Below are 23,312 nucleotides of genomic sequence, written 5' to 3'. Positions count from 1 at the left end.
ATTATTCCCCGCTGTTACTATTGTCGTTTTTTCTAGTATTTTCATTATTAGATTCTTGATTATTATTTGAATTAGAATCATTATTATCTACACTAGAATTATCATTTTCATCTTCATTAGGTCTTTCATTTTCCTCTGGTGGAGTATATTCATCATCGACAGTTTCTTTCCTTTTTATTTTACCAGAACTTACAGTTATCGTAACAAAATCTCCATTCTGGATTTTTCTGCCTGCTTCAATACTTTGGTCAATAATAAGACCTTCATCATATACGGTACTTTTTTTGTATCTAACTTTCTTAACATTTAAACCTAAATTAGATAGTTCTTTCTTCGCTTTTTTCAAATTTAAACCTATTAGGTTAATCATTGTGTTTTCTTTTTCTAACCCAAGTTCTACTTTTATTTTTTTCTTAAATAACAGTTTTTCTCCTACTTTAGGACTTTGTCCTATGACAACATATTTATTATAGTTTGACTTATCAACACTAACTGACTTATCTACTACCAATTCTATGTTATTTGCAGTAGCTTGATCAACAGCTAGCATTAAATTTTTTCCAACATAATCAGGTGCTTTCGGTCTCGAATTATAATAAAAAATAATTGCTGCTGCAGCAAAAAAAGCTAATAATACAGATGTAAAATAAACTAAAAAATATTTGAGATAATTATGCGATTTCTTTTTATTCTTTATTTCTTCTTCGAATATATTTTCATCTATTTTATATGACATATTTTTCTCGTGTTCATTTTTCAAGTCTAGTTTTATAGTATTATCAATTGACTCATTATTTGAACTTGGCATTTTATTATAATTAATTTCATTTAAATCTTTCATTATACTTTGTGTATCATTAAAAGTGTAATTTCTTAGTTTTTGATAAAAATTATTTAGGTTACTATTAACAATATCAATATTAGATTCTTCTAAAATCTCTAATAGTAGTGTTATGTTAAATCTTAATTGGGCTGTACTATCACCAAAGTGTTCTCCATTAAAGTTTTTGAAAATATCAATCTTGAAATTATCATTCTCATCTACAATCATATTATAAATTCTTAAATTTCCTAAAAATATGCCATTATTTTCAGAGTAAATAAGCGAAAGTAATATTTTTTTTAAAACATCTAATAGAAATGATTCCGATACTCTTTTTCTTTCGAATAGAATATCTAGGGATATCCCATCAAAAATTTCGTAAGTTAAGTAGCACTTATTACTAGAATTTATTAAATCATACATTTCAAGAATATTTGGGTGATGTAGATTTGATAAGTATTTTAAATCATTTGTTAAATTTTCAAAATAGTTTTTGTCGTGATATTCTTTTAAACAAAGATATCTATTTAATTTTTTATCATATGCTTTAAATGTCGTAGAAAATTCGTCTTCATTTATTTTTCTTTGAATTTCGTATCTATTATTCTCCACATTAGCCTCCAGTATTCTCCTAATATTTTATCATAATTTAATATCTAAAACAAAAAAGCTCTCAAAAAATGAGAACTTAAATTTTACTTATATTTATCAATATACGAAATTATTTCATTAGATGTTTCATCGATTGTTTTATCTGTCACATTAATTATTTTACATCCTATTTTGTTCATAATTTTTTTTGCATATTCAAGCTCTTTTTCAATCCTGAAATCATCTGAATAACCTAATTGTAAACCAATTTTGGCCATTCTATCTTCCCTAATGTTATTAAGCTTGTCAGAATCAATTATTAAACCAATAATCTTTTTATTATCTACTTTATATAATTCTGAAGGAACTTCAACTTCCGGTAAAATAGGAATATTACAAACTTTATAGTTTTTAAATGCTAAATTTAAACTTAAAGGTGTCTTTGAGGTTCTTGAAACCCCAATTAATATAATATCTGCTTTTAATATACCAAATTTATCCTTACAATCATCATATTTTACTGCAAATTCTAATGCTTCCATTTTCTCAAGGTATTCTTGGTCAACTTTTCTATTTAATCCAACATCAAATCTAGGTTGTTGCCCGAAAAATTTACTTGAAATTAGCATAGGATATGATAAAACGTCTACTAGATAAATTGATTCATTCATTTCTGTTTTTTCAATCAAGTAATCTAATAATTCTCGATCTACAATCGTAGAAAATATTAATATATCTCCTTTAATATCATCTAGTATTTCATCAATTTGTTCTTTTTTATTAATTTTTGAGAATTTTTTTATATCAACATCTGTAATATCAAAATGAACTTTCACAGCATCCAAAACTTGATTTGCTGTCTCTCCTGTAGAATCAGAAATAACTAATATAGTTTTATTCATAACATTCTCCTTAATTTAATTTATTAAATACACCTTTAAAAATTAATTTATAAAAAGCCAAATCTTCATCAGAGCATTTTGATAATCTTTCAAACATATCACACAAATTATTGCTATCTAATTCCATCGGTGTATACTTACACTCATTACAATTTACCTCTAGCATTTTTTGAATCTGTAACATTAATTTACCATTATATTTTGAATTTATTTCATGTAAGTTTGTCAATAAACGATTTAATTTAAAAATATTTAAATTAGCATAATTAATCACATCAATTTCATCAAAATCATACCCTGATTTTATGCATTCGTCTCTGTAAACATCAAGAATAATTTCTTTTATACTTTTCTCAAAATATTCATAATCTACTATACCTTTATCTTGTAAAAATACATATAAAATTTTAGTAATAAAATCACTTAAATTAAAATCCAATTCTGATTTGAGAATAATAGATATCACCGATGTAATAGTTTTTCTTAGCTTGTAATTATATTTAAAATTTTCGTCACTGCTTGATATTATGTAAGACATAACATATTCCATTTTATCAGAAATTGCTACAATTCTAGCCGCTGTTGAATTTGGAATACTTTCAGATATAAATCTTGGTTTAATATGCTCATAAACACCATCATAAACAATATTTTCTTCTCCATCAGACTTAGCATACAATCTACCAATTAATCCATGTAAGTAAGGACACTTTTTAACAATTTCTGTTGCTTTATCTGCTTTACACAGAAATGAAATTCTGTTTACAGAATTAACTGTTTCTTCGCTAACCGAAAGCATCTTACATAATTCAGGAGATATTTTTATTAGTCTTTGTGTTTTATCATAAAAGTTACCATAATTATTAATATAAGTAACGTTTTTTAAATCTTCTACAAAATCTTCAAGTTTTTTATCTGACTTTTTAGTTATCAAATTATTTATTTCTTCCAATTTATTATTAATTTCAGCACACAAAACTCGAGAGTCTTCGGAATTTTTATTTTTAGCATAGACAAAAAAGTTAGAACTATTTCCATTTTCAAATTCCATTGGTAATACCTTAAAATTTTCCATTAAAACTGTATATAGTATTGATTTATCAATGCATAGATATTTTTCGTCGAATGAACCTTCTACACTTACAGGATAATCAAACTTATTAGCATATTCATTCATTATGCTCTTATTATTAATTATTGAGCATCCGTTAGCTCTTGCAAGTTTATTAGCACTTTTTTCAAAAGATTCTAGTCTCTGGTCTTTTTTCAATATAATTTCATTTTTCAATAACGCAGAGGAAAAATCGTTAAAAGTAGAAGAATTAACTAATTCGTTATTCTTATTTTCATCAACATCATTAAAATTTATTGTTTTATGCTGTTCTTCATTAAAAATTTTTATTTGCAAAATAGACTCTTTAAATGATAAACTCTCGTGATTATATTTATATTTAAAATTTATAGAATCAATTGCATTAATTATTATGGTTTCGTAATCTTCTAGCGTGTATTTGGTATTTTCTATGCTAGTAACATAAATAAAAAAATGATCTTTTATTGTATCCAAATCTATATTTGAATATAGTAATTGAAGTTTTTTAAATTCTTTTCTTATTTTTTCGTAAAGTGATCTATTTATAAATCCAATAAAGTCATTAGGTATATTCTTAGTCACTATATCAATTAATAAGTTGTGCATTATTTCTCCTTACAAATATTCAAGGTAACCTAATGACCCTAAATATTCTATTCCAAAATTGTTCATCGTGTATTTTAGCAAAATCTTTAAAATTTCATTCTCATTTATTGATTCATACTTTTTATTAATTATATCATCATATCTATTTTTCATTAAGTATATCATATACTTTGCATGCAAATTATCAATTTGATAGTATTCTCCATCAGAATCTACAAATCCACCATCTAAATAAAACCTATTGTGACTATTTTGATAAAACATACTAGGTTGATATCCAAGATATGATACAAGTTTCAAAATAAACGCATTTATTAAAGCGTATTGATCTTCAGAATATTTGGATAAGAATATTACTGTTTTTAAAATCAAGGCATATACTTTTTCATTGCAAACTTCATTATAAAAAATCGACTTAATTAAATCGACAATTACTAAGCTAAATAATTCTGATCTGTAATTAGTTCTAATATTGAAGTTAGAATTAATCAAATCATAATCTACCAAGTAGTAGAATTGATTTCCTTTTTTTAAAGTAAAATCATTCACTGATAAAACGTTAAATTCAATAATTGACTTCATAGAATTAATATTATTGATAAAAATACCAATAATACCTTCTTCTTTACTAAAAACATTTAATATTATAGAGTTTTCTCCATAAACAATATGTTCTAGTACAATCGCTTGTGTCTTGATGTAGTCTTTATCCATTAGTTGTATCCCAAATACCTTAATCTAGAATCTTTATTTCTCCACTCTTCATCTATTTTAACCCAAAGTTTAAGATTTACTTTAGTATCTAATAATTGCTCTATATCTATTCTGGCATCAGTTCCTATTTTTTTAATCATTGATCCTTTTTTCCCAATTACCATACCTTTATGACTTTTTTTCTCAACGATAATTGTAGCGTCTATATCTATTAACTTCTTATCTTGTCTCTCTTTGAATTTTTCAATAGTTATAGCTATTCCGTGTGGTAATTCATCAGATAAATTGATAAGTGCCTTTTCCCTGATTAGTTCTTGTACAATCTGCCTAATAGGTTGATCAGTTACACTATCTTTATCATAATACATAGGTCCATCTGGTAATGTATTACGAAGAGAGGTTAAATATCCTTCAATATTATCCCCATTCAAAGCACTAATAGGAATTATTTGTTCGAATATTCCAACTTTAGTATACATTTCTACTAGTTCATTAACTTTATCACTTGCTATTTTATCAATTTTATTGATTAATAAAATAATTTTTGTATTAACTAATCTTAGTTTTTCTATAATTTCTGAATCCAGCTTTCCTATTTCTTCTGTGGTATCAACAATATATGTTATAACATCAACCTCATTCAATGTTGACATTGATACTTTAAGCATATAATCTCCAAGTTTATTTTTTGGTGTTTGTATTCCTGGTGTATCTAGAAATATTGCTTGCATATTTTCATCTGTATATATAAGTTGAATTTTATTTCTGGTAGTTTGTGGTTTGTCTGAAATAATCGTTAGCTTTTCTCCTAAAACTCTATTTAAAAGAGTTGATTTCCCTACATTACTTCTTCCTATTACTGAAACAAATCCTGATTTAAACATTTACATCATCTCCACTAAATCCATGAGGTAGTAACTCTTCAATATTATAAATTTTGTAATCTTTATCATTTCTAGCTACTATTATCCTAGTATCTTCATTAGAAAATTCTTTAATCACCTGTCTACAAACTCCACAAGGATACGTAAAATCTGAATCTCCAATTATTAAAATTGTATCTATTAATTTACATCCTTCAGAAACCATCTTTGAAATAGCAGTTCTTTCAGCACAAATAGTGGGACTGAATGATGCATTTTCGATATTACAACCCCCAAAATAGTTTCCGTCTGTGTCTTTTACACAGCATCCTACATTATAGTTAGAATATGGTGTGTATGCGTTTTGTTTATATTGCAAAGCAATTTTGTACATTTTATTAATTTCCATAATACTCCTAAATAATCACTTTAAATAATAATATAGCTACTAAAGTCCCAATAATACCACCAACTATAACTTGACTTAACGTATGGATCTTGCCTTCTACCCTACTTTCTGCAACTAAAAAAGCTATAAAATATGATAGTATCGTCACGAGTGTATTATTTGCTAGAAGAGCAATAATAGTAGCACTACAAAAAGAAACTGATGAATGGCCACTTACGCTACCACCTTGTAAATATGTCCATTTATTCTGATATATAAAACTTTTTAAAACTAAAGTTATAACAACTACCAAAATCAAAGCTATAAATGTCAAATGGGTAGGTGAGTTTTGTAATTTGATTACTGCTGTGTGACTTAGAGGCACAATTCTATCATAAAACATAAAATAACCTACAAAAATAGAATTAAAAGCAGCTAGTAGCACTGCCCCAGCTCCTACATCTTTTGCTATCTTTGCTTTATCGTCGTATTTATCGTAAATTAAATCAACTATAGTTTCAATTGCAGTGTTAATCATTTCTGCCATGAGTATGAAAGTTATAGTTATACACAAGCATGCCATTTCAACTCTAGATAAGTCGAACATCAATGATGCTATCATGACCAAAACAGTCATCAGTATATCAGTTCTAAAGTTTCTTTCATTTTTCAAGCAATGTATAATTCCATCCATTGCGTATTGAAAGCTAGTAATAAAAGATGTATTTTTTGAAATGTTTTTATCTTTTGATTTGCTATTTAAATTCTTCATCTTTATAAATACCTATTTCTTTCAATGCTGATTTTTCCTTGTTTCGCATAATAATTCTATCGCTTTCATCAATATGATCATAACCTAACAAATGAAACATTGAATGAACTACTAAGTACACAATTTCTCTTTTAATAGAATGATTGTATTCTTTTGCTTGTTCAATAGCTCTTTTGCAGCATATAATTATATCTCCCAAAAGATTTGTTTGAATTGCAAAATCATCATCTAAAGGAAAACTTAACACATCTGTTACACTGTCTTTATCTCGATAATCACTATTTAATTTCCTAATTTCTGATTCACTAACAAAAGATAAAGATATTTCATAATTATCGTCATTTAATTCTTGAAGCAAGCATATTCTTATTGATTTTTCAATATCTGATGTCAATTCATCATCAATTTGAAAATCTTCTTGTCTATTACTTATCTGTATTATCATAATTCGACCTATTATTTTCTAAATTTTCATAAGCTCCAATAATTTTTTGTACTAGCGGATGACGTACAACATCTGTTTTTTCAAACTCTAAAAAGCTTATTCCTTTTATATTTCTAAGGATATTAGTGGCTACTAGCAGTCCTGATTTTTTTCCTCTTGGTAAGTCCACTTGGGTAATGTCTCCAGTAACAATGGCTTTTGATCCGTATCCTATTCTGGTCAGAAACATCTTCATTTGTTCATTGGTTGTATTTTGAGCTTCATCTAAAATAATGTATGCATTATCCAATGTTCTTCCTCTCATATATGCCAATGGCGCTACTTCGATTAATCCTCTATCTTTGAATTTTTCAAAATTCTCATAACCTAAGATATCAAACATAGCATCATAAATTGGTCTTAAATAAGGATCAATTTTTTCTTGAAGATCTCCAGGTAAAAATCCTAAACTTTCTCCAGCTTCAACAGCTGGTCTAGTTAAAATTATTCTATCTACCTCGTTGTTTCTAAAAGCATTTATAGCCATCGCCATTGCCAAGTAAGTTTTTCCGGTACCTGCTGGTCCAATTCCGAAAACAATATCATTTTTATTAATCATTTCAACATAATTTCTTTGATTAACTGTTTTGGGTTTAAGAGGTTTGCCTTTTGAATTGTAGCAGATTACATAGTCTTTAATTTTTGAAATGTTATCTTGTTTTATTTTTTCCAAATTAGAAAGCAAATAATCTAAATCTTGATCTGTCACTTCGTTTCCAGATAAAGTATGTGTATCAAGTGATTCAATTAATTTGCCAACACTTTCAATATTTATATCAGAACCACTAATCAAAATACCCTCTTCAGATATCTTAAGTTTAACATCACAAGTTTCTTCAATTTTTTTTGAGTTTTTTTCTAATTGTCCAAAAATAAAAGTTATTAATTTTTCGTTATTTGTTTTGTAAATTAAATTTTTATCCATAATCACTCCATTTATCTAATTATAACATATCACTAAAAATCAAATAAACTTATTTGGTTTTCATTTTGTAAACCATCTAATACACCGTGATTTTCTAGTATTTCTAGTGCTGTTTTGTTAACTTTTGTTCTAACGGCAAAATCTTGTTTAGAAATAAAATCACCTTTTTGGATTTCTTCAAAGATAGCAATAGAGTTTGCGTCGCTTACACCTTCTAAGGCATTAAAAGGAGGTTGAATGAATCCTTTTTCCAAAACTTTAAATCGCGCTTTATCTGATTTATATAAATCCACTCTTGATTGTTTTATCCCTCTACAATACATTTCTTCTGCAACTTCTAATACAGAATATTTGTTGCTATCTTTTGCTGTCATCTTAGAATTTGATTCTTTGTACTTATCTTTCAAGTATTGCATTTCTTCTCTAATTGCACTCAATCCTCTTACAATTACATCGCCTGGATAATCTTGCAATTTTATTGTAAAAAATGTTGAATAAAATGCTTCCGGATAGTGTACTTTAAAATAAGCGATTCTATAGCTCATCATTACATACGCTACTGCGTGAGCCTTAGGGAAAAGATATTCTATCGTTTTACAAGATTCAATGTACCAATCTGGCACACCATTTTGAATCATATAGTTTAGTGTATCGTCATCCAGAACTCTATTTTTTCTAACTGTTTCCATTATTTTAAATGATTTTTTCTTTTCCAATCCCTTATTTATGAGATAAATCATAATATCGTCTCTAGTACATATAGTATCTTTTAATTCAACAACACCATCTCGTATTAAATCTTGTGCATTATTTAACCATACATTTGTACCGTGAGATAATCCAGAAATTCTAACTAATTCCGAAAAAGTTTTTGGTGTAGTATCTCTAAGCATTCCTCTTACGAAATTTGTACCAAATTCTGGTATTCCTAATGTCCCTATATCCAATCCATCAATTAATTCTTCAAAGTGTAAAGCATCTATCGAAGAGAAAATACTCATTGTTTCTTTATCATCCATAGGAATAGTTAATGGATCAACTCCTGTCATATCTGATAACATTTTTATAATAGTTGGAACATCGTGTCCCAGCAAGTCAAGTTTTAAAATTCTACCACTAATTGATTTGTAATTAAAGTGAGTAGTGATTATATCACTGTTAACATCGTCTGCAGGGTGTTGAACTGGACAGAAATCCTCGATATCTTTATCTCTTGGAACTATCATTACGCCACCTGGATGTTGCCCCGATGTTCTTTTAACTCCCAAGATTCCTCTTTGTAAATATTTTATCTCTGAATTATTAACATATTCGTTTTTATCTTCAAAATATTTTTTAATGTATCCATAGGCAGTTTTATCTGAAATTGTACCGATAGTTCCCGCCCTAAACACCTTACCTTCCCCGAACAATTCTTCAGTGTATTTGTGTACTGTAGGTTGATATTCTCCAGCAAAGTTTAAATCAATATCCGGCTCTTTGTCACCATCGAAGCCCAAGAAAACTTCAAATGGTATGTTATGGCCTTCTTTTTTTAATGGTTTCCCGCATACTGGACAAATTTTGTCATCAAGATCCACTCCTGATCCAATATTCTCATCATGAATAAACTCAGAATGTTTACAGTTCTCACAAATATAATGAGGAATTAAAGGATTAACCTCTGTAATATCAGCCATTGTAGCAACAAAGCTTGATCCTACAGACCCTCTAGATCCTACTAGATATCCATCTTCATTACTTTTCTTTACTAATTTTTGAGCGATAATATATAATACAGCATAACCATTTGAAATAATTGATGATAATTCTCGTTCTAATCTACTTTCAACAATTTCAGGTAAATCATCACCATATATACTTCTGGCTTTTTTATAAGTCATTTCTCTTAATTCAGTATCAGAGCCTTCAATAACCGGTGGAAAAGTTCCATCTGGTATTGGCTTTATTTCCTCAAGCATCTCTGAAATTTTTATCGTATTATCTATTACTATTTCTTCAGCCACATTTTTTTCTAAAAAACCGAATTCATTCATCATTTCATCAGTTGTTCTGAAAAATAATGTAGGAAATTTTTCTCCGTAAATTTTTCTAGGTTGACCTTCCAATATTATATTTCTAAATATATAGTCCTCTTTTTCAAAATATTTGGCATAAGAGTCAGCCACAAGAAGTTTATTATGTTTTAATGATAAATCGTATAATTTTCTAGTTAATTCTTCACAACTTCGTAAATTAAAACTCATACTTTTAGATTTTACACCATCATAATAAAGAGGTGGTTGGACTTCCAAAAAATCATATCTTGAAATTATTTCATCTATTTTTTCATCAGATTCAAAACTAAGAATTGCTTTTATTAATTCTCCATTTTCATTTCCAGATCCGATTACTAGACCTTCCCTTCGTTTATTCAATTCAGATTTTGGTATTCCACCTTCTCTTGAAAAGTATTTTAAATTAGAAGCAGTCACTAATTTATATAAATTCTTCAATCCTATTAAATTTTTGGCATATATTGTAGCAGTATGAGATTCTCTTTTAGAAATACTCCAATCAGAGTCCATTTGATTTATATTAATATCAAATTTAAAACCTCTTTGTTCAAGGTTATTAACCATGCAGATGAATACCTCACCTGTTGCTCTAGCATCATCACAAGCTCTATGATGATTGAACAAATTTACGTTGTATTTTTTTGTCAATGTATCTAGCTTATGGTTTTTAAGATGAGGCTCCAACGCCCTAGCAAATGCAAGAGTATCTATATATGTTCTTACAGGATTTATCCCTAAATCAATACAGTTTTTCTTGATAAATCCCATATCGAAATCTGCGTTATGAGCTATTAAAGTGCAGTCTCCGACAAATTTCAAAAACTCAGGTAATACTGCATCTATTTTCGGCATATCTTTTACCATCTCATTTGTTATAGACGTTAGTTCTGTTATTTTTTCTGGTATTGGAATTTCTGGGTTGATTAATTGATTGAATTCATCAACAATTTTATTGTCTACTATTTTTACAGCTCCAATTTCAGTAATTTTTTCTGTTGCATTAGATAATCCTGTTGTTTCAATATCAAAAACCACAAACTCTCGCAAATTCATAGAGTCATAAGGATTAGTTATAATTCTAAAATCATCTTCTAATATTTTAGCTTCCATTCCAAAAAGTGGTTTTAGTCCATTATTGCTGCAAGCATCATACAATTGAGGATAACCTTGAACTACAGATTTATCAGTTAATCCAAGCGCACTATGTCCCCATTTTTTTAGAGTTTTACAGCATTCATCCAAGTCTATGAAACCATCTAGTTGGCTCATCTGAGAATACATATGAAGTTCTACACGCTTTTTATAGTACTCATCTTTTCTTGATTCCGGTTTTTCAATTTCTTGCATTTGTTTTATTGAAAAAGACTTTCCAGAAGTAAATCGATCAAATTCCAATCTTCCGGTTAGTAATAAATAAACTCCTGATTTCAATTTGTCGCCAAAAGCTTCATATTCATTCTTCTTCAAGAACTTCTTTGCTAGAACAGCTCCACTGTCATCTCTTAAGTCCAAAGAAACAATAAAACTTTTACCATCTTTTATGCTTCTTACATCTACATCAATAATTTCAGCTTTGATGCAAGTATCATCTTCATTTTCTATAATTTCTTTAATTTTAATTGGAGTCTTTTCTATGTCCTTTCCACACTTTATTCCCGTTTTTTTAACCTCTTCTTTTTCTTGCTTAGGAGTATCTTTTATTGATTCGGCTATTTTTTCTCTAATTGAATTATCATACTCTTTGAGATTTTTTATATAATCATCATTATCCCTTAACTCAACTATTTTAGATTTTATTGAATAACTTAGATTATATGCTTTTTTTATTAATGATGATAATTCGATATCTTTTTGATCTGAAATGAATTTATCCCTTATTTGCTCAAAATTAAAAACAATTGATATTTCAGAACCGCTTATATTTAAACTTTCAAAATCAACACATGATGAATATTCACAAAAATCAGGTGATTTTAATATTTTAATCAAAATGTCTTTTGAGAAATTCGTTTTTGAATTTTCATATTCTATAAATTCAATATTAATTTTTGCAATAAAATCCAATAAATCTTTTTGAATAAATTCCGACAAATTATCTTTATTCTCATCTTTATGAACATTTATCAAACAATCTAACTCATCATTATCCTTATTGTAAGTTAATTTATCGATGTAGATTGGATATCTTGAATCATATTTTAGACCTATTTTCTTCAACACATCGTTTAGTAATAAATGCATTTATAACCTCTCAATTTCTTCAATTAATACGTCTAATAATTCTTCTTCCTTAACTTTTCGTATTATTTCACCTTTTTTGAAGATTAATCCTACTCCATTTCCCCCAGCTATACCAAGATCAGCTTCCTTTGCTTCGCCAGGTCCATTTACAACACAACCCATAATAGCAACCTTGATATGTTTGTCTATTTTATCCAATTTTTTTTCAGCCTCATTGACAATACTAATTAAATCAATCTTGGTTCTAGCGCATGTTGGACATGAGATTATTTCAATCCCTTCATTTAATAATCCCAAACTCATTAATATTTGCCTTCCTACAATAATCTCTTCTTTAGGATCACCAGTTAACGATACTCTGATAGTATCTCCAATACCTTTTGATAAAATGCTACCTATCCCTACACTCGATTTTATAATTCCTTTAGTAGAAGGACCTGCTTCTGTTATTCCAACATGAAGTGGATAATTACAAAGTTGCGACATTTTTTCATAGGCTTTTATTGACATATTAACATTAGAAGATTTTAATGATAATTTGATATCGTTAAATCCCATATCCTCAATCATTCTTATTTGATCAAGACAACTGTAGCATATTGAATCAACATTTACTCCATGATACTTGTCAATGAATTTTTGATTAACAGATCCACTGTTAACTCCTATTCTCATTGAAATTTTATGGTGTTTACAACAATCTACAACTTCTCTTACCCTGTCTATTCCTCCAATATTGCCTGGATTAATTCTTATGCAGTCACATCCATTTTCAATTGCAGCTATTGCTAATTTGTGATGAAATTGAATGTCTGCAACAAGCGGAATATTTGTCATGCTTTTTATAACTGGTATTGCTTTTGCATCTTCCAAATCATTTATTGCACTTCTAGAGATATCACAACCTACTGATTCGAATTCTTTGATTTGTTTTACAGTGCTCTCTATGTCTTTTGTGTCAGTATTAGTCATAGATTGAACTGTAACTCTTGCTCCATTTCCCACGGCAACATTTCCTACATAAATTCTTTTTGTATCTTCTCTTTTCATTACTTCACCTTTCAAATTTAAAAAGGCCTATACAGGCCTGATTAAAACATCTAAAATAATTTGATAACATCTTTAATTGTAACTATAGCTATTAGTCCTAAAAGCAGGATTAATCCTACCATATGAATATAGCCCTCTTTTTCTTGAGAAATTTTCTTGCCAAATATCATCTCAATCAATATGAAAATTGCTCTTCCACCATCTAATGCCGGTATAGGCAATAAATTAAATACACCTAAGTTAATATTAATATATGCCAATAAGAAAATTAAATTAGCAACACCTGTCTTTGCAGCATTTCCAATCTCCTTGACAACACCAACTGGTCCGCTCACTCCTCCTAGACCTAACTTTCCAGTTATAAGCATTCCTAAGAACTTGTATAACATTCCTGTTAAGTTAAGGAAAGTTGCTATTCCTTTTTTAAATCCTTTTATTATATTAAAATTTTTAATATTATATTCTTCTTGAAAGTTTACTCCAATTTTTCTATTATTATTTTCTAATCTTGGGGTAACTTTAATATTCTTTGATTTTTCGTTTCGTAGCAGCACAATGTCCAAATCTCCTTTGGATTTTTTTATGCTTTCTAACACTTGTTCTCCGTCTTCTAACATTTGTCCATTTATAGATACAATCTTATCTCCTTCTTGTATTCCCGAAGAGTATGCAGGTGAATTTTCCAATACACCAGATACCTCAGTACTAACTCTACTTACAGACATTAGTAAAATTAACAAAATAAATGCTAGAATGAAATTCATTATAGCACCTGCTAAAATTACTTTAAGTCTTACAAATGGTGACTGATTGTTTAAAGAATTTGGACTGTCATTTTCCTCGTCTTCACCTTCTAGTTGGCAATACCCACCTACAGGTAACAATCTTAAAGAATAAAGAGTTCCGTTTGATTCTTTCTGGAAAAGTTTTGGTCCCATACCAATTGAAAATTCCAAAACCGAAACTCCATTCATTTTAGCTACAATAAAATGTCCAAATTCATGTATTAAAATTACAAGTAAAAATATTATAATTGATGAAATTATTGTAATCACATTTCCTCCTAATTAAAGCCCTAAACAGTATAAGATTGATAAATAAGGCAAAACAAAAATAAAACTATCAAACCTATCCATTACTCCGCCGTGTCCAATAAAAATATTTCCAAAATCTTTTACATTTGCTTTTCTTTTTATTTTTGATGCACTAATATCGCCAATTTGAGATATGATTGATCCGAAGAAAGCTATGATAACTATCTTAACAATATTTAATTCACCATAAAAAGCCGAAAAAATAGCTGCAATTATCATACTACCTATTATTCCACCTATAGCTCCTTCAATAGTTTTTTTAGGACTAATTTTTGTTAATTTATGCTTTCCAAATAGCATTCCTGTGCAATATGCTGCAGTATCTGTTCCCCAAGAACATATATAAATAAGCCAGATATATTCAGTTCCTGAAATAAAATACATTAATGAAAAAGTAATCGTAATGTATATATGCATAAAATAATTATTCAATACTTCTTTGATAGGCTTGTCAAAAATAGTGTATAAAGTAAACTCTATCAAACTAAAACTGCACAATAATGCTATTGCAAATAGTTCTTGTTTTAAATAAATACTTAAATTAAAACTTACATTAAATAATAGATTAATTATCAAATTGTTAATATTAATATTATTAGAATTGTTCTTGTTTATAACATTTTCAAGTTCATATATTGCTACATTACTAAGGAATAAGTTCATAATTAATAGATAAACACCACCCTTAGAAATGCAAAGAATAGACAGCAATAATATAACTATTCCTGTAAGAGTTCTTTTTACAAATTTCATTTTAATCCACCAAATCTTCTATTCCTATTTTGATACCAATAAATTGCATCTACTAATGAGTCCAATTTGAAATCAGGCCAATAAGTGTCAGAAAAATAAAGTTCTGCATAAGACATTTGGTAAAGCAAGAAATTGCTTAGCCTTTTTTCACCACCTGGTCTTATTAGTAAATCAACGTCAGGTTGATTTCTAGTATATAATAGATTTGAGAACTCATTCTCAGTCAAGATTTGACCATTTTCAATTGCATTATTTACAGCTAGTAAAATCTCTTGTCTCGATCCATAATTAATCGCAATGTTGAGAATTAATTTATTATTATCTTTTGTTGAATCTAATGCATATTCTATCTTTTGAATTACTTTTTTTGGAAGTACACTAATATCACCCAAGATATTAATTTTAACTCCCTGAGTTACTAATTTATTTAGTTGGTCATCTATATACTTTATTAGAATTTGCATCAAAAAATCTATTTCTTTTTGTGGCCTTTTCCAATTTTCTGTTGAAAAAGCGTACAAGGACAAATATTTTATCCCAATATTTAATGAGTTTTCGACAACATCAACAACTCTTTTCATACCTTCATTGTGTCCAAATACTCTTGGTTTATTTCTATTCGTAGCCCATCTACCATTTCCATCCATTATTATGGCAATATGCTTAGGCAATCTATCTTGATCTAAATTTGATAAATCCATTTTAAATTCCTTTTAGTTTATTCTTATTTATTGTATCATATTTTAATATTTTTCAACACAAAAAATAAGCCTTCATTTTTGTGTTTTTCTAGAAGAAATCCTCAAATTAGGCTTATTTTTATAATAACTATTTAGTTTTAATTTCTCTCGAACCTGGTTTAACCAAATCTATTCCTTTCTTACATAATGGACATTCTTCAGGTTTAAAAATTTCTATGTCTATTTTTGTTGCACTATACAATGGTAAATCAATATCCAGATTTACACTTCTATCTACTAGGCAACAAATTCCTACTACTTCCGCTCCCAAATCTTCCAAAACTTTTTTAGTTTCATATGAAGATTTTGCAGTTGTTACAACATCTTCTGAAATAATAACTTTCTCGCCTTTTCTTACTTCAAAACCTCTTCTTAAACACATTTCTCCATCTTTTCTTTCAGTAAATATAGCTGGTTTATGTAGTTGTCTACCTAACTCATAAGCTACAATTATTCCACCCATAGCAGGTCCGACAACAGTATCAAATTCAACATCTTTAAGCTTATCAGCAATAACTTTTATTACTTCCTCAGCTTTGTCTGGATATTGTAATAACTTTGCACATTGGCAGTATTTATCACTGTGATTTCCAGATGATAATAAGAAATGACCTTCTAATAATGCATTACTTTCTTTTAATAATTCAACAACTCTATCCATAATTTTCCCCCTAAATAATATTCCTTATTTCTTCTATAGATTTAAAACCATTTTCTTTTAAATAGTTTTCCATACCATTTGCTATCTCAACCATAACATTTGGATTAACAAAGTTTGCTGTACCAACTTGAACTAAATGACATCCGACCATTATAAATTCTAAAGCATCTTTGTAATTTTGTATTCCACCCATACCACAAACTGGAATTTTAACATTTTTGCAAACATCTCTACACATTCTTAACGCTATTGGCTTTATACAAGGACCTGAAAGACCGGCAGTTATATTATCAAATACAGCTTTCCTTTTATTAATATCTATTGCTAGTGCATTAAAAGTATTAACAAGGCTGATAGCATCCGCTCCAGAATCTTCACAAGTCTTTGCCATTTCTACAATATCATTAGCATTAGGAGATAATTTTACCATTAAAATTTTGTCTGTATGTTTTCTTACTTCTGAAACGACATTTTGTGCTATATCGCATTTTATTCCAAAAGCCATTCCACCCTCTTTAACATTTGGACAAGAAATATTTAACTCAATTATTTTTATGTCAGTGCTTGATATAAGTTCAACAGCTTCAATATAACTTTTTATATCGGAACCACCAATGTTTGCAATAGTAACAGTATCCAAGGATAACATATAGTCCAGGTCTCTATTAATAAATTCTTGAACCGATGGATTTTGTAGTCCTATGCTATTCATAATTCCAGAAGGTGTTTCATAAATTCTTAAACCAGTATTCCCATCTTTAGCTTGAATGGTTAATCCTTTTGTGGAGATACCTCCTAATTTATTTAAATCTGTAAAATTTTCATATTCTCTTCCAAATCCAAAAGTACCAGAAGCTCCAACAACAGGATTTTTGAATTCTACTCCACAGAAATTCGTTTTAAGCATCAAATATCACCTCATTTTTTTCAAAAACAGGGCCATCTTTGCAAACTCTTTTAAGACCACTTGTTGTATGAACAGTACACCCTAAACACGCCCCTATCCCACATGCCATGTGTGCTTCTAAAGAATAAAATTCTATAGCATTCAGATTTCTTTTTTTCAATGAATTCATCATAGGGTTTGGACCGCAAGCATAAATATAATCGTATTCATTTTTAACATATTCAGTTATATATCCTTTGAGCCCAATAGATCCATCCTCCGTGGATATAATTGTACTATTTTTATTCAAAATCTCATCTTCCATGTATGAAGTGTCTCTGTATCCTACGTATAAATCAATGTTTTTTAGTTTTCTTGATAAATATTTCATTGGAGCAATTCCTATTCCACCCGCAACTATAGCACATTTAGCTTCTGGATGTAATTCGAATCCATTTCCTAAAGGCCCAAGAATTTTTATACTTTCTCCTACTCTCATTGATGAGATTATAGATGTACCTCTACCTACTACTGCGTATAAAAATGTTATACTTTCTTCATCTAAATCACAAATACTTAAAGGTCTGGGAAGAAGCGGCGATTCATCCCATGCTCTCAACATATAAAATTGTCCAGGATTTCCTTCGAATTTTCCTTTTAAAACTAATTTGAAAATCCCATCGCTTATTTCTTCATTAAGTAATATTTCAGAATCGATATATTTATTCACAGTAAATATCCTTTCTCATATCTTCTACAGCTTTTCTAGCATATTTACCTATATTTTCTTCTCCATCATCAAATTTTCTGTAATTCAATATTATACCTCTTGATGAATTAACAATTCCCTTTTTAAAATTGTCAAGATAAACTCTGATATCTTCAGGTTTTGCCCCTTGTGCGCCATAACCAGGAATTAAAAACATTATATTTGGATATCTTTCTCTTATTTTGTTTGCATTTTCACTTTGAGTTCCACCTACTACAAATCCTAAACAACTTAGATTACATTCTCCAAGATAATCCTTAGCAATTTTGTTTAAATTATCACCTATTTCATAATATAATGGTTGGCCTTTATAATCCTTATATTGAATGTCTTTTGAACCAGGATTTGATGTTCTCATTAGTACGAATATCCCTTTTTCTTTAGATTCAAGATATGGTAAGTAATGTTCTAATGTATCATATCCCATAAATGGATTAACTGTTATAAAATCAGCTTCAAAATCTCCTTCGAAATGTGCTTTCGCATATTCTTTAGCAGTATTTGCTATATCTCCTCTTTTTACATCGGCTATTGAAATCAAATCATTATCTTTAAGATATTTAAGAGTGTTTTTATATGCTATCAATCCTTCTATGCCATGTGCTTCGTAGTAAGCGATTTGAACTTTGAAACATGCTACTAAGTCTTTTGTATTATCTATTATTTCTTTATTAAATTCAAATAAATATTCGCTAACTTTTTTACCTTTTTTTATTTTCTCTGGTACATAATCTGTACTAGTATCTAAGCCTACACATACTATAGATCTTTCGTTTATTCTTTTAGAAAGCTTATCTATTATCATTTTTAACTCCTTTCTCAAATTTTACATCACCGTTAACAATAGTCATTTCAATACTACCTTTAAACTTTTCACCAATAAATGGAGAGTTATTTGATTTAGAATTAAATTTCTCAACTTTAATTTCTTTTTCAATATCAATAACAACTAAATCTGCATCATAGGTTGGGTTAATAACTCCCTTTCTTTCCCCTAATATTTTGGCTGGATTGTAACTCATTAATTCAGAAATTTTATTTAATGAAATATTATTATTTTCGTGTAAAACTTTGTATGCGATATTAAATGCTGTTTCTAGCCCAATCATTCCACATGCACCGTTATCTTTATCTTCTTTAGTATGTGGAGCATGATCTGTTGCAATTGCATCTACCGTATTATTTTTTATCATTTCTACGATACAATCAATATCTTCTTGAGTTCTTATAGAAGGATTTACTCTAAATTCACTATCTTTCATGTAAATGTGATGAGGAGTAACTTCACAAGTGATTGGCGCTTTTTTACCTTTGTAAAATTTTATTGCTTCTAGAGAATCTATAGTGCTAACATGGCAAAAATGAACTCTACATCCAGTTTTCAAACTCAAGTAACAATCTCTAATTGTTTCTAAATCTTCTGCATATCTCGTAGATATTTTAGTTAGATTATGATCTTCAGCGTGAATCATTATACCCTTATTTATTTTTTCTATTTCTGTAAAAATATTAAAAGCTAGTAAAGAGTCTGTTATTCCTTTCCCATCTTCGCTGAAGAATTTAATTTTATTATCTGCTTTTTTAAAATTAATCATCTCTTTTGATTGTAAGTCTTTTGTTGTTGCCATGCATTGATATATATTTATTAAATCAATTTCTTTTGATTTATCTATAATTTGATTGTAGATTTCGTTATTATCTACAACTGGTTTTGTATTTCCCATTAAATTACAACTAGTGTAGCCTCCAGCAAGGGCTGATAGACTACCAGTATATAAATCTTCTTTATTTTCTTGACCAGGATATCTGAAATGAGTATGCAAATCTATAAAACCTGGCATTACTATTTTATTGTTAACATCAATGACTTCATCGTATTCTTCTAATATTTGTCCTATAGCTTTTATTTTAGCGTTTTCTATTAAAATATCAGCAAAAATATCTTTATCTCTATCTATGATATGACAATTTTTAAGCAGTAATTTCATTATTCCTCCACATTATATAGATGATCACAATAATCACATTTATATGTTCTAGTGTCCTTATCTACTAGGCTAAATTTTTGTACAATACTACGTTCAGATTGAGTTATACATCTAGGATTTTTACATTTAATAAAACCTTCAAAATGTTCTGGTAAATTTAAGTTGATTTTTTCTTTTATTTTTTCATTTTCAATTACATTAACAGTCATATTATCATCAAATACACCAAGTATATCGAAGTCTATATCAATAACATTTTCGATTTTTATCATGTCTTTTCTTCCTAGTTTACCTGATTGCGCATTCATAATTAATGCTACTGTATAATCCGCTTTATCTAACTTTAAAAGTTGAAATATTTTATATCCCATTCCACATTTAATATGATCAATTACAATACCTTTTTCAATACTATTAATGTTTAACATTATCTCACCCCTAATAATTTTAATATTAATGCCATTCTAACAATTACGCCGTATCTAACTTGTTTGAAATAAACGGCCCTTGGATCGCTATCAACTTCAGTAGCTATTTCATTCACTCTTGGCAACGGATGAAGTACAGCTAAGTCTTCAGTTGCTAATTTCATTTTATCATTATCTAAAATATATGAATCTTTTAATCTAACATAATCTGCTTCATTAAAGAATCTTTCTTTTTGAACTCTTGTCATATATAAAACATCAAGCTCTCCGATTACGTCTTCCATTTTTTCAACCTCTTTGAATTCTATATTTTTAGATTTTAAAAACATTTTAATATAATCTGGTACTTGAAGTTCTTCTGGTGAAATTAATATGAATTTGTTGTTTTCATATCTTGACATAGCTTTTATTAAAGAATGCACTGTTCTACCAAATTTCAAATCCCCACACAATCCTATAGTCATATTGTCTAATTTTTTCTTTGTCATCCAAATTGTTAGCAAGTCTGTCAATGTTTGAGTGGGATGTTGATGTCCGCCATCTCCTGCATTTATCAATGGAACTTCTGCATATGAACTAGCTAATACTGCTGAACCTTCTTTTGGGTTTCTCATTGCTATTATATCTGTATAATTCGATACAGTTCTTATTGTATCAGCCAAAGATTCACCCTTTGATGTAGATGAACTTGCGCTTTCGGAAAATCCTATGCAATCACCGCCTAATCTATGTATTGCTGACTCAAAACTTAATCTAGTTCTTGTTGAAGGCTCAAAAAAAAGAGTCCCTAAGATTTTTCCATTACATAAATTAGAAAAATCAGAAGGACTCTTTATAATTTCTTCTGCTAAATTTAATATTTCGTTTATCTCTTCTACATTAAAATCATCCGCGTTAATTAAATTTCTATTTTTTAACATAACTATCTCCTTTGATTAATTTTTACTATAATAACATCAAAAAAGATTTATGTCAATAGTTTTTTTATTATGAGTTGTAAAATTTACATCTGTCATTCAATATACATTCTTCGCACTTAGGATTTCTAGCCTTACATATATTTCTTCCATGCCAAATAAATAAGTGATGACTTTTTGACCATCTTTCTTTTGGTATTACCCTCATTAACGCCTTTTCAGTACTTAATACATCTTTTTCATTAACTATTCCTATTCTATTAGTTACTCTAAAAACATGAGTATCTACTGCGATTGCAGGAGTATCAAAAGCATTGCTAACAACTACATTTGCAGTTTTTCTTCCAACTCCAGGTAGTTTCATTAATTCTTCAATATTATCAGGAACTTTTGAATCATAATCATGATATAAAACATTACATGTGTTTATTATATTTTTTGATTTTGTTTTGTAGAGTCCGCAGCTTTTGATATATTTGGTTAATCCATCTATTCCTAAATCTAATATTGATTTAGGAGTATTGTGTTCTTTGAATAAAACTGCTGTAACTTTATTTACTCTAACATCTGTACATTGTGCTGATAAAATAGTCGCAATCAATAATTCAAAAGGTGTTGTAAAATCAAGCCCTGCTTTTGCATCAGGATATAAACTATCTAAATCATCTAAAATTTTGTTAATTTTGTCGTAACTCATTAAAATTTCTCCTTATTTCTTCAATTTCTATTTTATATCCATCTAAGTCATTAGGCGTTTCCAAAATAATTGGCCTGTCTTTCAGTCTTTCGTTAAAAATTACATTAAATAAATCTTGTTCTCCAATTAATCCTTTCCCAAACTTCTCGTGTCTATCTTTATTTGCTCCAAAAGGCATCATAGAATCATTACAATGAATTACTTTTATCTTGTCAATTCCAATTTTCTTATCAAATTCGTCAAGATAATCATCAAAATTATCTAATCTAATTCCAGAACTAAATAAATGGCAAGTATCTATACAAACATATAAAGGAATGCTGGCGTTATTTATAATATATGCTATTTGGTCTATATCACATCCAAGCTCACTACCTTTACCACTCATAGTTTCGATACATATCATTTGACCATTAGAAACATCAACTTTGTTTATACCTTCAACGATTAATTTTAGACCTTCTTCTATCCCTTGATTTTTATGGCTTCCTGGATGAAGAACATAATGATTTATACGCATGTCCTGAATTTTTTTCATATCTTCATTGATAAGTTTGACTGCCAATTTTCTTAAATCTTCTCTATCACTACATAAATTCATGGTATATGCTCCATGACATACAATTTTGTTTATATTATGGATCTTCCTTAGTTCTAAGAATTTATCAATTTCTTTTTTAGGAATTAACCTTGACTTAGATCCTCTTGGGTTTCGAGGAAAAAATTGAAAAGTATCTGCATTTATTTCTAGACATTGTTCTATTGTTTTGTGAAGTCCTTTCGAAGTAGATAAATGACAACCTATTCTGTTCATAATAACCTCCAAGTCATTATTATATCACACCTGGCTATTTAAGTATGTTATAATAC

The 23,312-nt window shown here is 28.5% G+C and carries 23 protein-coding genes; all 23 read right to left on the bottom strand.

Features of this window, described 5'->3' with window-relative positions; translation table 11 throughout:
• Position 1 precedes the first annotated feature (1 nt).
• Positions 2-1,435 carry a PASTA domain-containing protein gene (locus FMG_RS04005; protein WP_012290599.1) on the bottom strand — a complete coding sequence of 478 codons (1,434 nt, stop codon included), beginning with the start codon at positions 1,433-1,435 and terminating at the stop codon, positions 2-4.
• Between the two features lie 83 nt (positions 1,436-1,518).
• Positions 1,519-2,316, bottom strand: coding sequence for a pyruvate, water dikinase regulatory protein (locus FMG_RS04000; RefSeq protein ID WP_002838113.1), 798 nt, complete (start codon positions 2,314-2,316; stop codon positions 1,519-1,521).
• Between the two features lie 10 nt (positions 2,317-2,326).
• Positions 2,327-4,015, bottom strand: a complete 1,689-nt coding sequence (locus tag FMG_RS03995; protein WP_012290598.1) for a glycine--tRNA ligase subunit beta — start codon at positions 4,013-4,015, stop codon at positions 2,327-2,329.
• A 9-nt stretch (positions 4,016-4,024) separates the two neighbouring features.
• A complete protein-coding gene (gene recO, locus FMG_RS03990) occupies positions 4,025-4,729 on the bottom strand; it encodes a DNA repair protein RecO (RefSeq protein ID WP_002838372.1) in 705 nt (234 codons plus the stop codon).
• Positions 4,729-5,613 carry a GTPase Era gene (era, locus tag FMG_RS03985; protein WP_012290597.1) on the bottom strand — a complete coding sequence of 295 codons (885 nt, stop codon included), beginning with the start codon at positions 5,611-5,613 and terminating at the stop codon, positions 4,729-4,731. Before era ends, recO begins: the two co-directional genes overlap by 1 nt.
• Positions 5,606-6,001 carry a cytidine deaminase gene (cdd, locus tag FMG_RS03980; RefSeq protein WP_012290596.1) on the bottom strand — a complete coding sequence of 132 codons (396 nt, stop codon included), beginning with the start codon at positions 5,999-6,001 and terminating at the stop codon, positions 5,606-5,608. Before cdd ends, era begins: the two co-directional genes overlap by 8 nt.
• A 7-nt stretch (positions 6,002-6,008) precedes the next feature.
• Positions 6,009-6,752 (bottom strand): diacylglycerol kinase, encoded by a 744-nt coding sequence (locus FMG_RS03975; protein ID WP_002841737.1) that lies wholly within the window; start codon positions 6,750-6,752, stop codon positions 6,009-6,011.
• The gene (gene ybeY / locus FMG_RS03970; RefSeq protein ID WP_012290595.1) at positions 6,736-7,197 is read right to left on the bottom strand and encodes an rRNA maturation RNase YbeY; all 462 of its coding nucleotides are present in this window, start codon (positions 7,195-7,197) and stop codon (positions 6,736-6,738) included. Before ybeY ends, FMG_RS03975 begins: the two co-directional genes overlap by 17 nt.
• A complete protein-coding gene (locus FMG_RS03965; RefSeq protein WP_002838164.1) occupies positions 7,178-8,161 on the bottom strand; it encodes a PhoH family protein in 984 nt (327 codons plus the stop codon). Before FMG_RS03965 ends, ybeY begins: the two co-directional genes overlap by 20 nt.
• A gap of 32 nt (positions 8,162-8,193) precedes the next feature.
• The gene (locus FMG_RS03960) at positions 8,194-12,459 is read right to left on the bottom strand and encodes a PolC-type DNA polymerase III (RefSeq protein ID WP_012290594.1); all 4,266 of its coding nucleotides are present in this window, start codon (positions 12,457-12,459) and stop codon (positions 8,194-8,196) included.
• Positions 12,460-13,509, bottom strand: coding sequence for a flavodoxin-dependent (E)-4-hydroxy-3-methylbut-2-enyl-diphosphate synthase (gene ispG / locus FMG_RS03955; RefSeq protein WP_012290593.1), 1,050 nt, complete (start codon positions 13,507-13,509; stop codon positions 12,460-12,462).
• 50 nt (positions 13,510-13,559) lie between these two features.
• Positions 13,560-14,564, bottom strand: coding sequence for an RIP metalloprotease RseP (gene rseP, locus FMG_RS03950; RefSeq protein WP_012290592.1), 1,005 nt, complete (start codon positions 14,562-14,564; stop codon positions 13,560-13,562).
• A 12-nt stretch (positions 14,565-14,576) separates the two neighbouring features.
• Complete coding sequence (locus tag FMG_RS03945; RefSeq protein ID WP_012290591.1) at positions 14,577-15,356, bottom strand: phosphatidate cytidylyltransferase; 780 nt, start codon at positions 15,354-15,356, stop codon at positions 14,577-14,579.
• The gene (locus FMG_RS03940; protein ID WP_012290590.1) at positions 15,353-16,057 is read right to left on the bottom strand and encodes an isoprenyl transferase; all 705 of its coding nucleotides are present in this window, start codon (positions 16,055-16,057) and stop codon (positions 15,353-15,355) included. The genes FMG_RS03945 and FMG_RS03940 overlap by 4 nt, the downstream gene beginning before the upstream one ends.
• Before the next feature lie 127 nt (positions 16,058-16,184).
• Positions 16,185-16,757, bottom strand: coding sequence for an orotate phosphoribosyltransferase (gene pyrE / locus FMG_RS03935; RefSeq protein ID WP_012290589.1), 573 nt, complete (start codon positions 16,755-16,757; stop codon positions 16,185-16,187).
• Between the two features lie 10 nt (positions 16,758-16,767).
• On the bottom strand, positions 16,768-17,664 hold the full coding sequence (locus FMG_RS03930; RefSeq protein ID WP_012290588.1) for a dihydroorotate dehydrogenase: 897 nt from the start codon (positions 17,662-17,664) through the stop codon (positions 16,768-16,770).
• Entirely contained in the window at positions 17,657-18,373 is a 717-nt protein-coding gene (locus tag FMG_RS03925) for a dihydroorotate dehydrogenase electron transfer subunit (protein WP_012290587.1), read from the bottom strand. Before FMG_RS03925 ends, FMG_RS03930 begins: the two co-directional genes overlap by 8 nt.
• Positions 18,366-19,217 (bottom strand): orotidine-5'-phosphate decarboxylase, encoded by an 852-nt coding sequence (pyrF, locus tag FMG_RS03920; protein ID WP_012290586.1) that lies wholly within the window; start codon positions 19,215-19,217, stop codon positions 18,366-18,368. Before pyrF ends, FMG_RS03925 begins: the two co-directional genes overlap by 8 nt.
• Positions 19,204-20,400, bottom strand: coding sequence for a dihydroorotase (locus tag FMG_RS03915; RefSeq protein ID WP_012290585.1), 1,197 nt, complete (start codon positions 20,398-20,400; stop codon positions 19,204-19,206). Before FMG_RS03915 ends, pyrF begins: the two co-directional genes overlap by 14 nt.
• The gene (locus FMG_RS03910) at positions 20,400-20,828 is read right to left on the bottom strand and encodes an aspartate carbamoyltransferase regulatory subunit (RefSeq protein WP_012290584.1); all 429 of its coding nucleotides are present in this window, start codon (positions 20,826-20,828) and stop codon (positions 20,400-20,402) included. Before FMG_RS03910 ends, FMG_RS03915 begins: the two co-directional genes overlap by 1 nt.
• The gene (gene pyrB, locus FMG_RS03905; RefSeq protein WP_002841720.1) at positions 20,828-21,748 is read right to left on the bottom strand and encodes an aspartate carbamoyltransferase; all 921 of its coding nucleotides are present in this window, start codon (positions 21,746-21,748) and stop codon (positions 20,828-20,830) included. Before pyrB ends, FMG_RS03910 begins: the two co-directional genes overlap by 1 nt.
• 67 nt (positions 21,749-21,815) lie before the next feature.
• Positions 21,816-22,442 (bottom strand): endonuclease III, encoded by a 627-nt coding sequence (nth, locus tag FMG_RS03900; protein WP_002838210.1) that lies wholly within the window; start codon positions 22,440-22,442, stop codon positions 21,816-21,818.
• Positions 22,423-23,256, bottom strand: a complete 834-nt coding sequence (locus FMG_RS03895) for a deoxyribonuclease IV (protein ID WP_002841740.1) — start codon at positions 23,254-23,256, stop codon at positions 22,423-22,425. The genes nth and FMG_RS03895 overlap by 20 nt, the downstream gene beginning before the upstream one ends.
• Between the last annotated feature and the right edge of the window lie 56 nt (positions 23,257-23,312).

This window comes from Finegoldia magna ATCC 29328 (assembly GCF_000010185.1).
Classification (GTDB): Bacteria; Bacillota; Clostridia; order Tissierellales; family Peptoniphilaceae; genus Finegoldia; species Finegoldia magna_H.
This window is presented reverse-complemented; position numbering and strand designations above follow the sequence as displayed.

Excerpts from the sequence above, each read along its gene's own strand:
- FMG_RS04000 (WP_002838113.1), bottom strand. The coding sequence starts at position 2,316 with ATGAATAAAACTATATTAGTTATTTCTGATTCTACAGGAGAGACAGCA.
- FMG_RS03995 (WP_012290598.1), bottom strand. The coding sequence starts at position 4,015 with ATGCACAACTTATTAATTGATATAGTGACTAAGAATATACCTAATGAC.
- recO (WP_002838372.1), bottom strand. The coding sequence starts at position 4,729 with ATGGATAAAGACTACATCAAGACACAAGCGATTGTACTAGAACATATT.
- era (WP_012290597.1), bottom strand. The coding sequence starts at position 5,613 with ATGTTTAAATCAGGATTTGTTTCAGTAATAGGAAGAAGTAATGTAGGG.
- cdd (WP_012290596.1), bottom strand. The coding sequence starts at position 6,001 with ATGGAAATTAATAAAATGTACAAAATTGCTTTGCAATATAAACAAAAC.
- FMG_RS03975 (WP_002841737.1), bottom strand. The coding sequence starts at position 6,752 with ATGAAGAATTTAAATAGCAAATCAAAAGATAAAAACATTTCAAAAAAT.
- ybeY (WP_012290595.1), bottom strand. The coding sequence starts at position 7,197 with ATGATAATACAGATAAGTAATAGACAAGAAGATTTTCAAATTGATGAT.
- FMG_RS03965 (WP_002838164.1), bottom strand. The coding sequence starts at position 8,161 with ATGGATAAAAATTTAATTTACAAAACAAATAACGAAAAATTAATAACT.
- FMG_RS03960 (WP_012290594.1), bottom strand. The coding sequence starts at position 12,459 with ATGCATTTATTACTAAACGATGTGTTGAAGAAAATAGGTCTAAAATAT.
- ispG (WP_012290593.1), bottom strand. The coding sequence starts at position 13,509 with ATGAAAAGAGAAGATACAAAAAGAATTTATGTAGGAAATGTTGCCGTG.
- FMG_RS03945 (WP_012290591.1), bottom strand. The coding sequence starts at position 15,356 with ATGAAATTTGTAAAAAGAACTCTTACAGGAATAGTTATATTATTGCTG.
- FMG_RS03940 (WP_012290590.1), bottom strand. The coding sequence starts at position 16,057 with ATGGATTTATCAAATTTAGATCAAGATAGATTGCCTAAGCATATTGCC.
- pyrE (WP_012290589.1), bottom strand. The coding sequence starts at position 16,757 with ATGGATAGAGTTGTTGAATTATTAAAAGAAAGTAATGCATTATTAGAA.
- FMG_RS03930 (WP_012290588.1), bottom strand. The coding sequence starts at position 17,664 with ATGCTTAAAACGAATTTCTGTGGAGTAGAATTCAAAAATCCTGTTGTT.
- pyrF (WP_012290586.1), bottom strand. The coding sequence starts at position 19,217 with ATGATAATAGATAAGCTTTCTAAAAGAATAAACGAAAGATCTATAGTA.
- FMG_RS03915 (WP_012290585.1), bottom strand. The coding sequence starts at position 20,400 with ATGAAATTACTGCTTAAAAATTGTCATATCATAGATAGAGATAAAGAT.
- FMG_RS03910 (WP_012290584.1), bottom strand. The coding sequence starts at position 20,828 with ATGTTAAACATTAATAGTATTGAAAAAGGTATTGTAATTGATCATATT.
- pyrB (WP_002841720.1), bottom strand. The coding sequence starts at position 21,748 with ATGTTAAAAAATAGAAATTTAATTAACGCGGATGATTTTAATGTAGAA.
- nth (WP_002838210.1), bottom strand. The coding sequence starts at position 22,442 with ATGAGTTACGACAAAATTAACAAAATTTTAGATGATTTAGATAGTTTA.
- FMG_RS03895 (WP_002841740.1), bottom strand. The coding sequence starts at position 23,256 with ATGAACAGAATAGGTTGTCATTTATCTACTTCGAAAGGACTTCACAAA.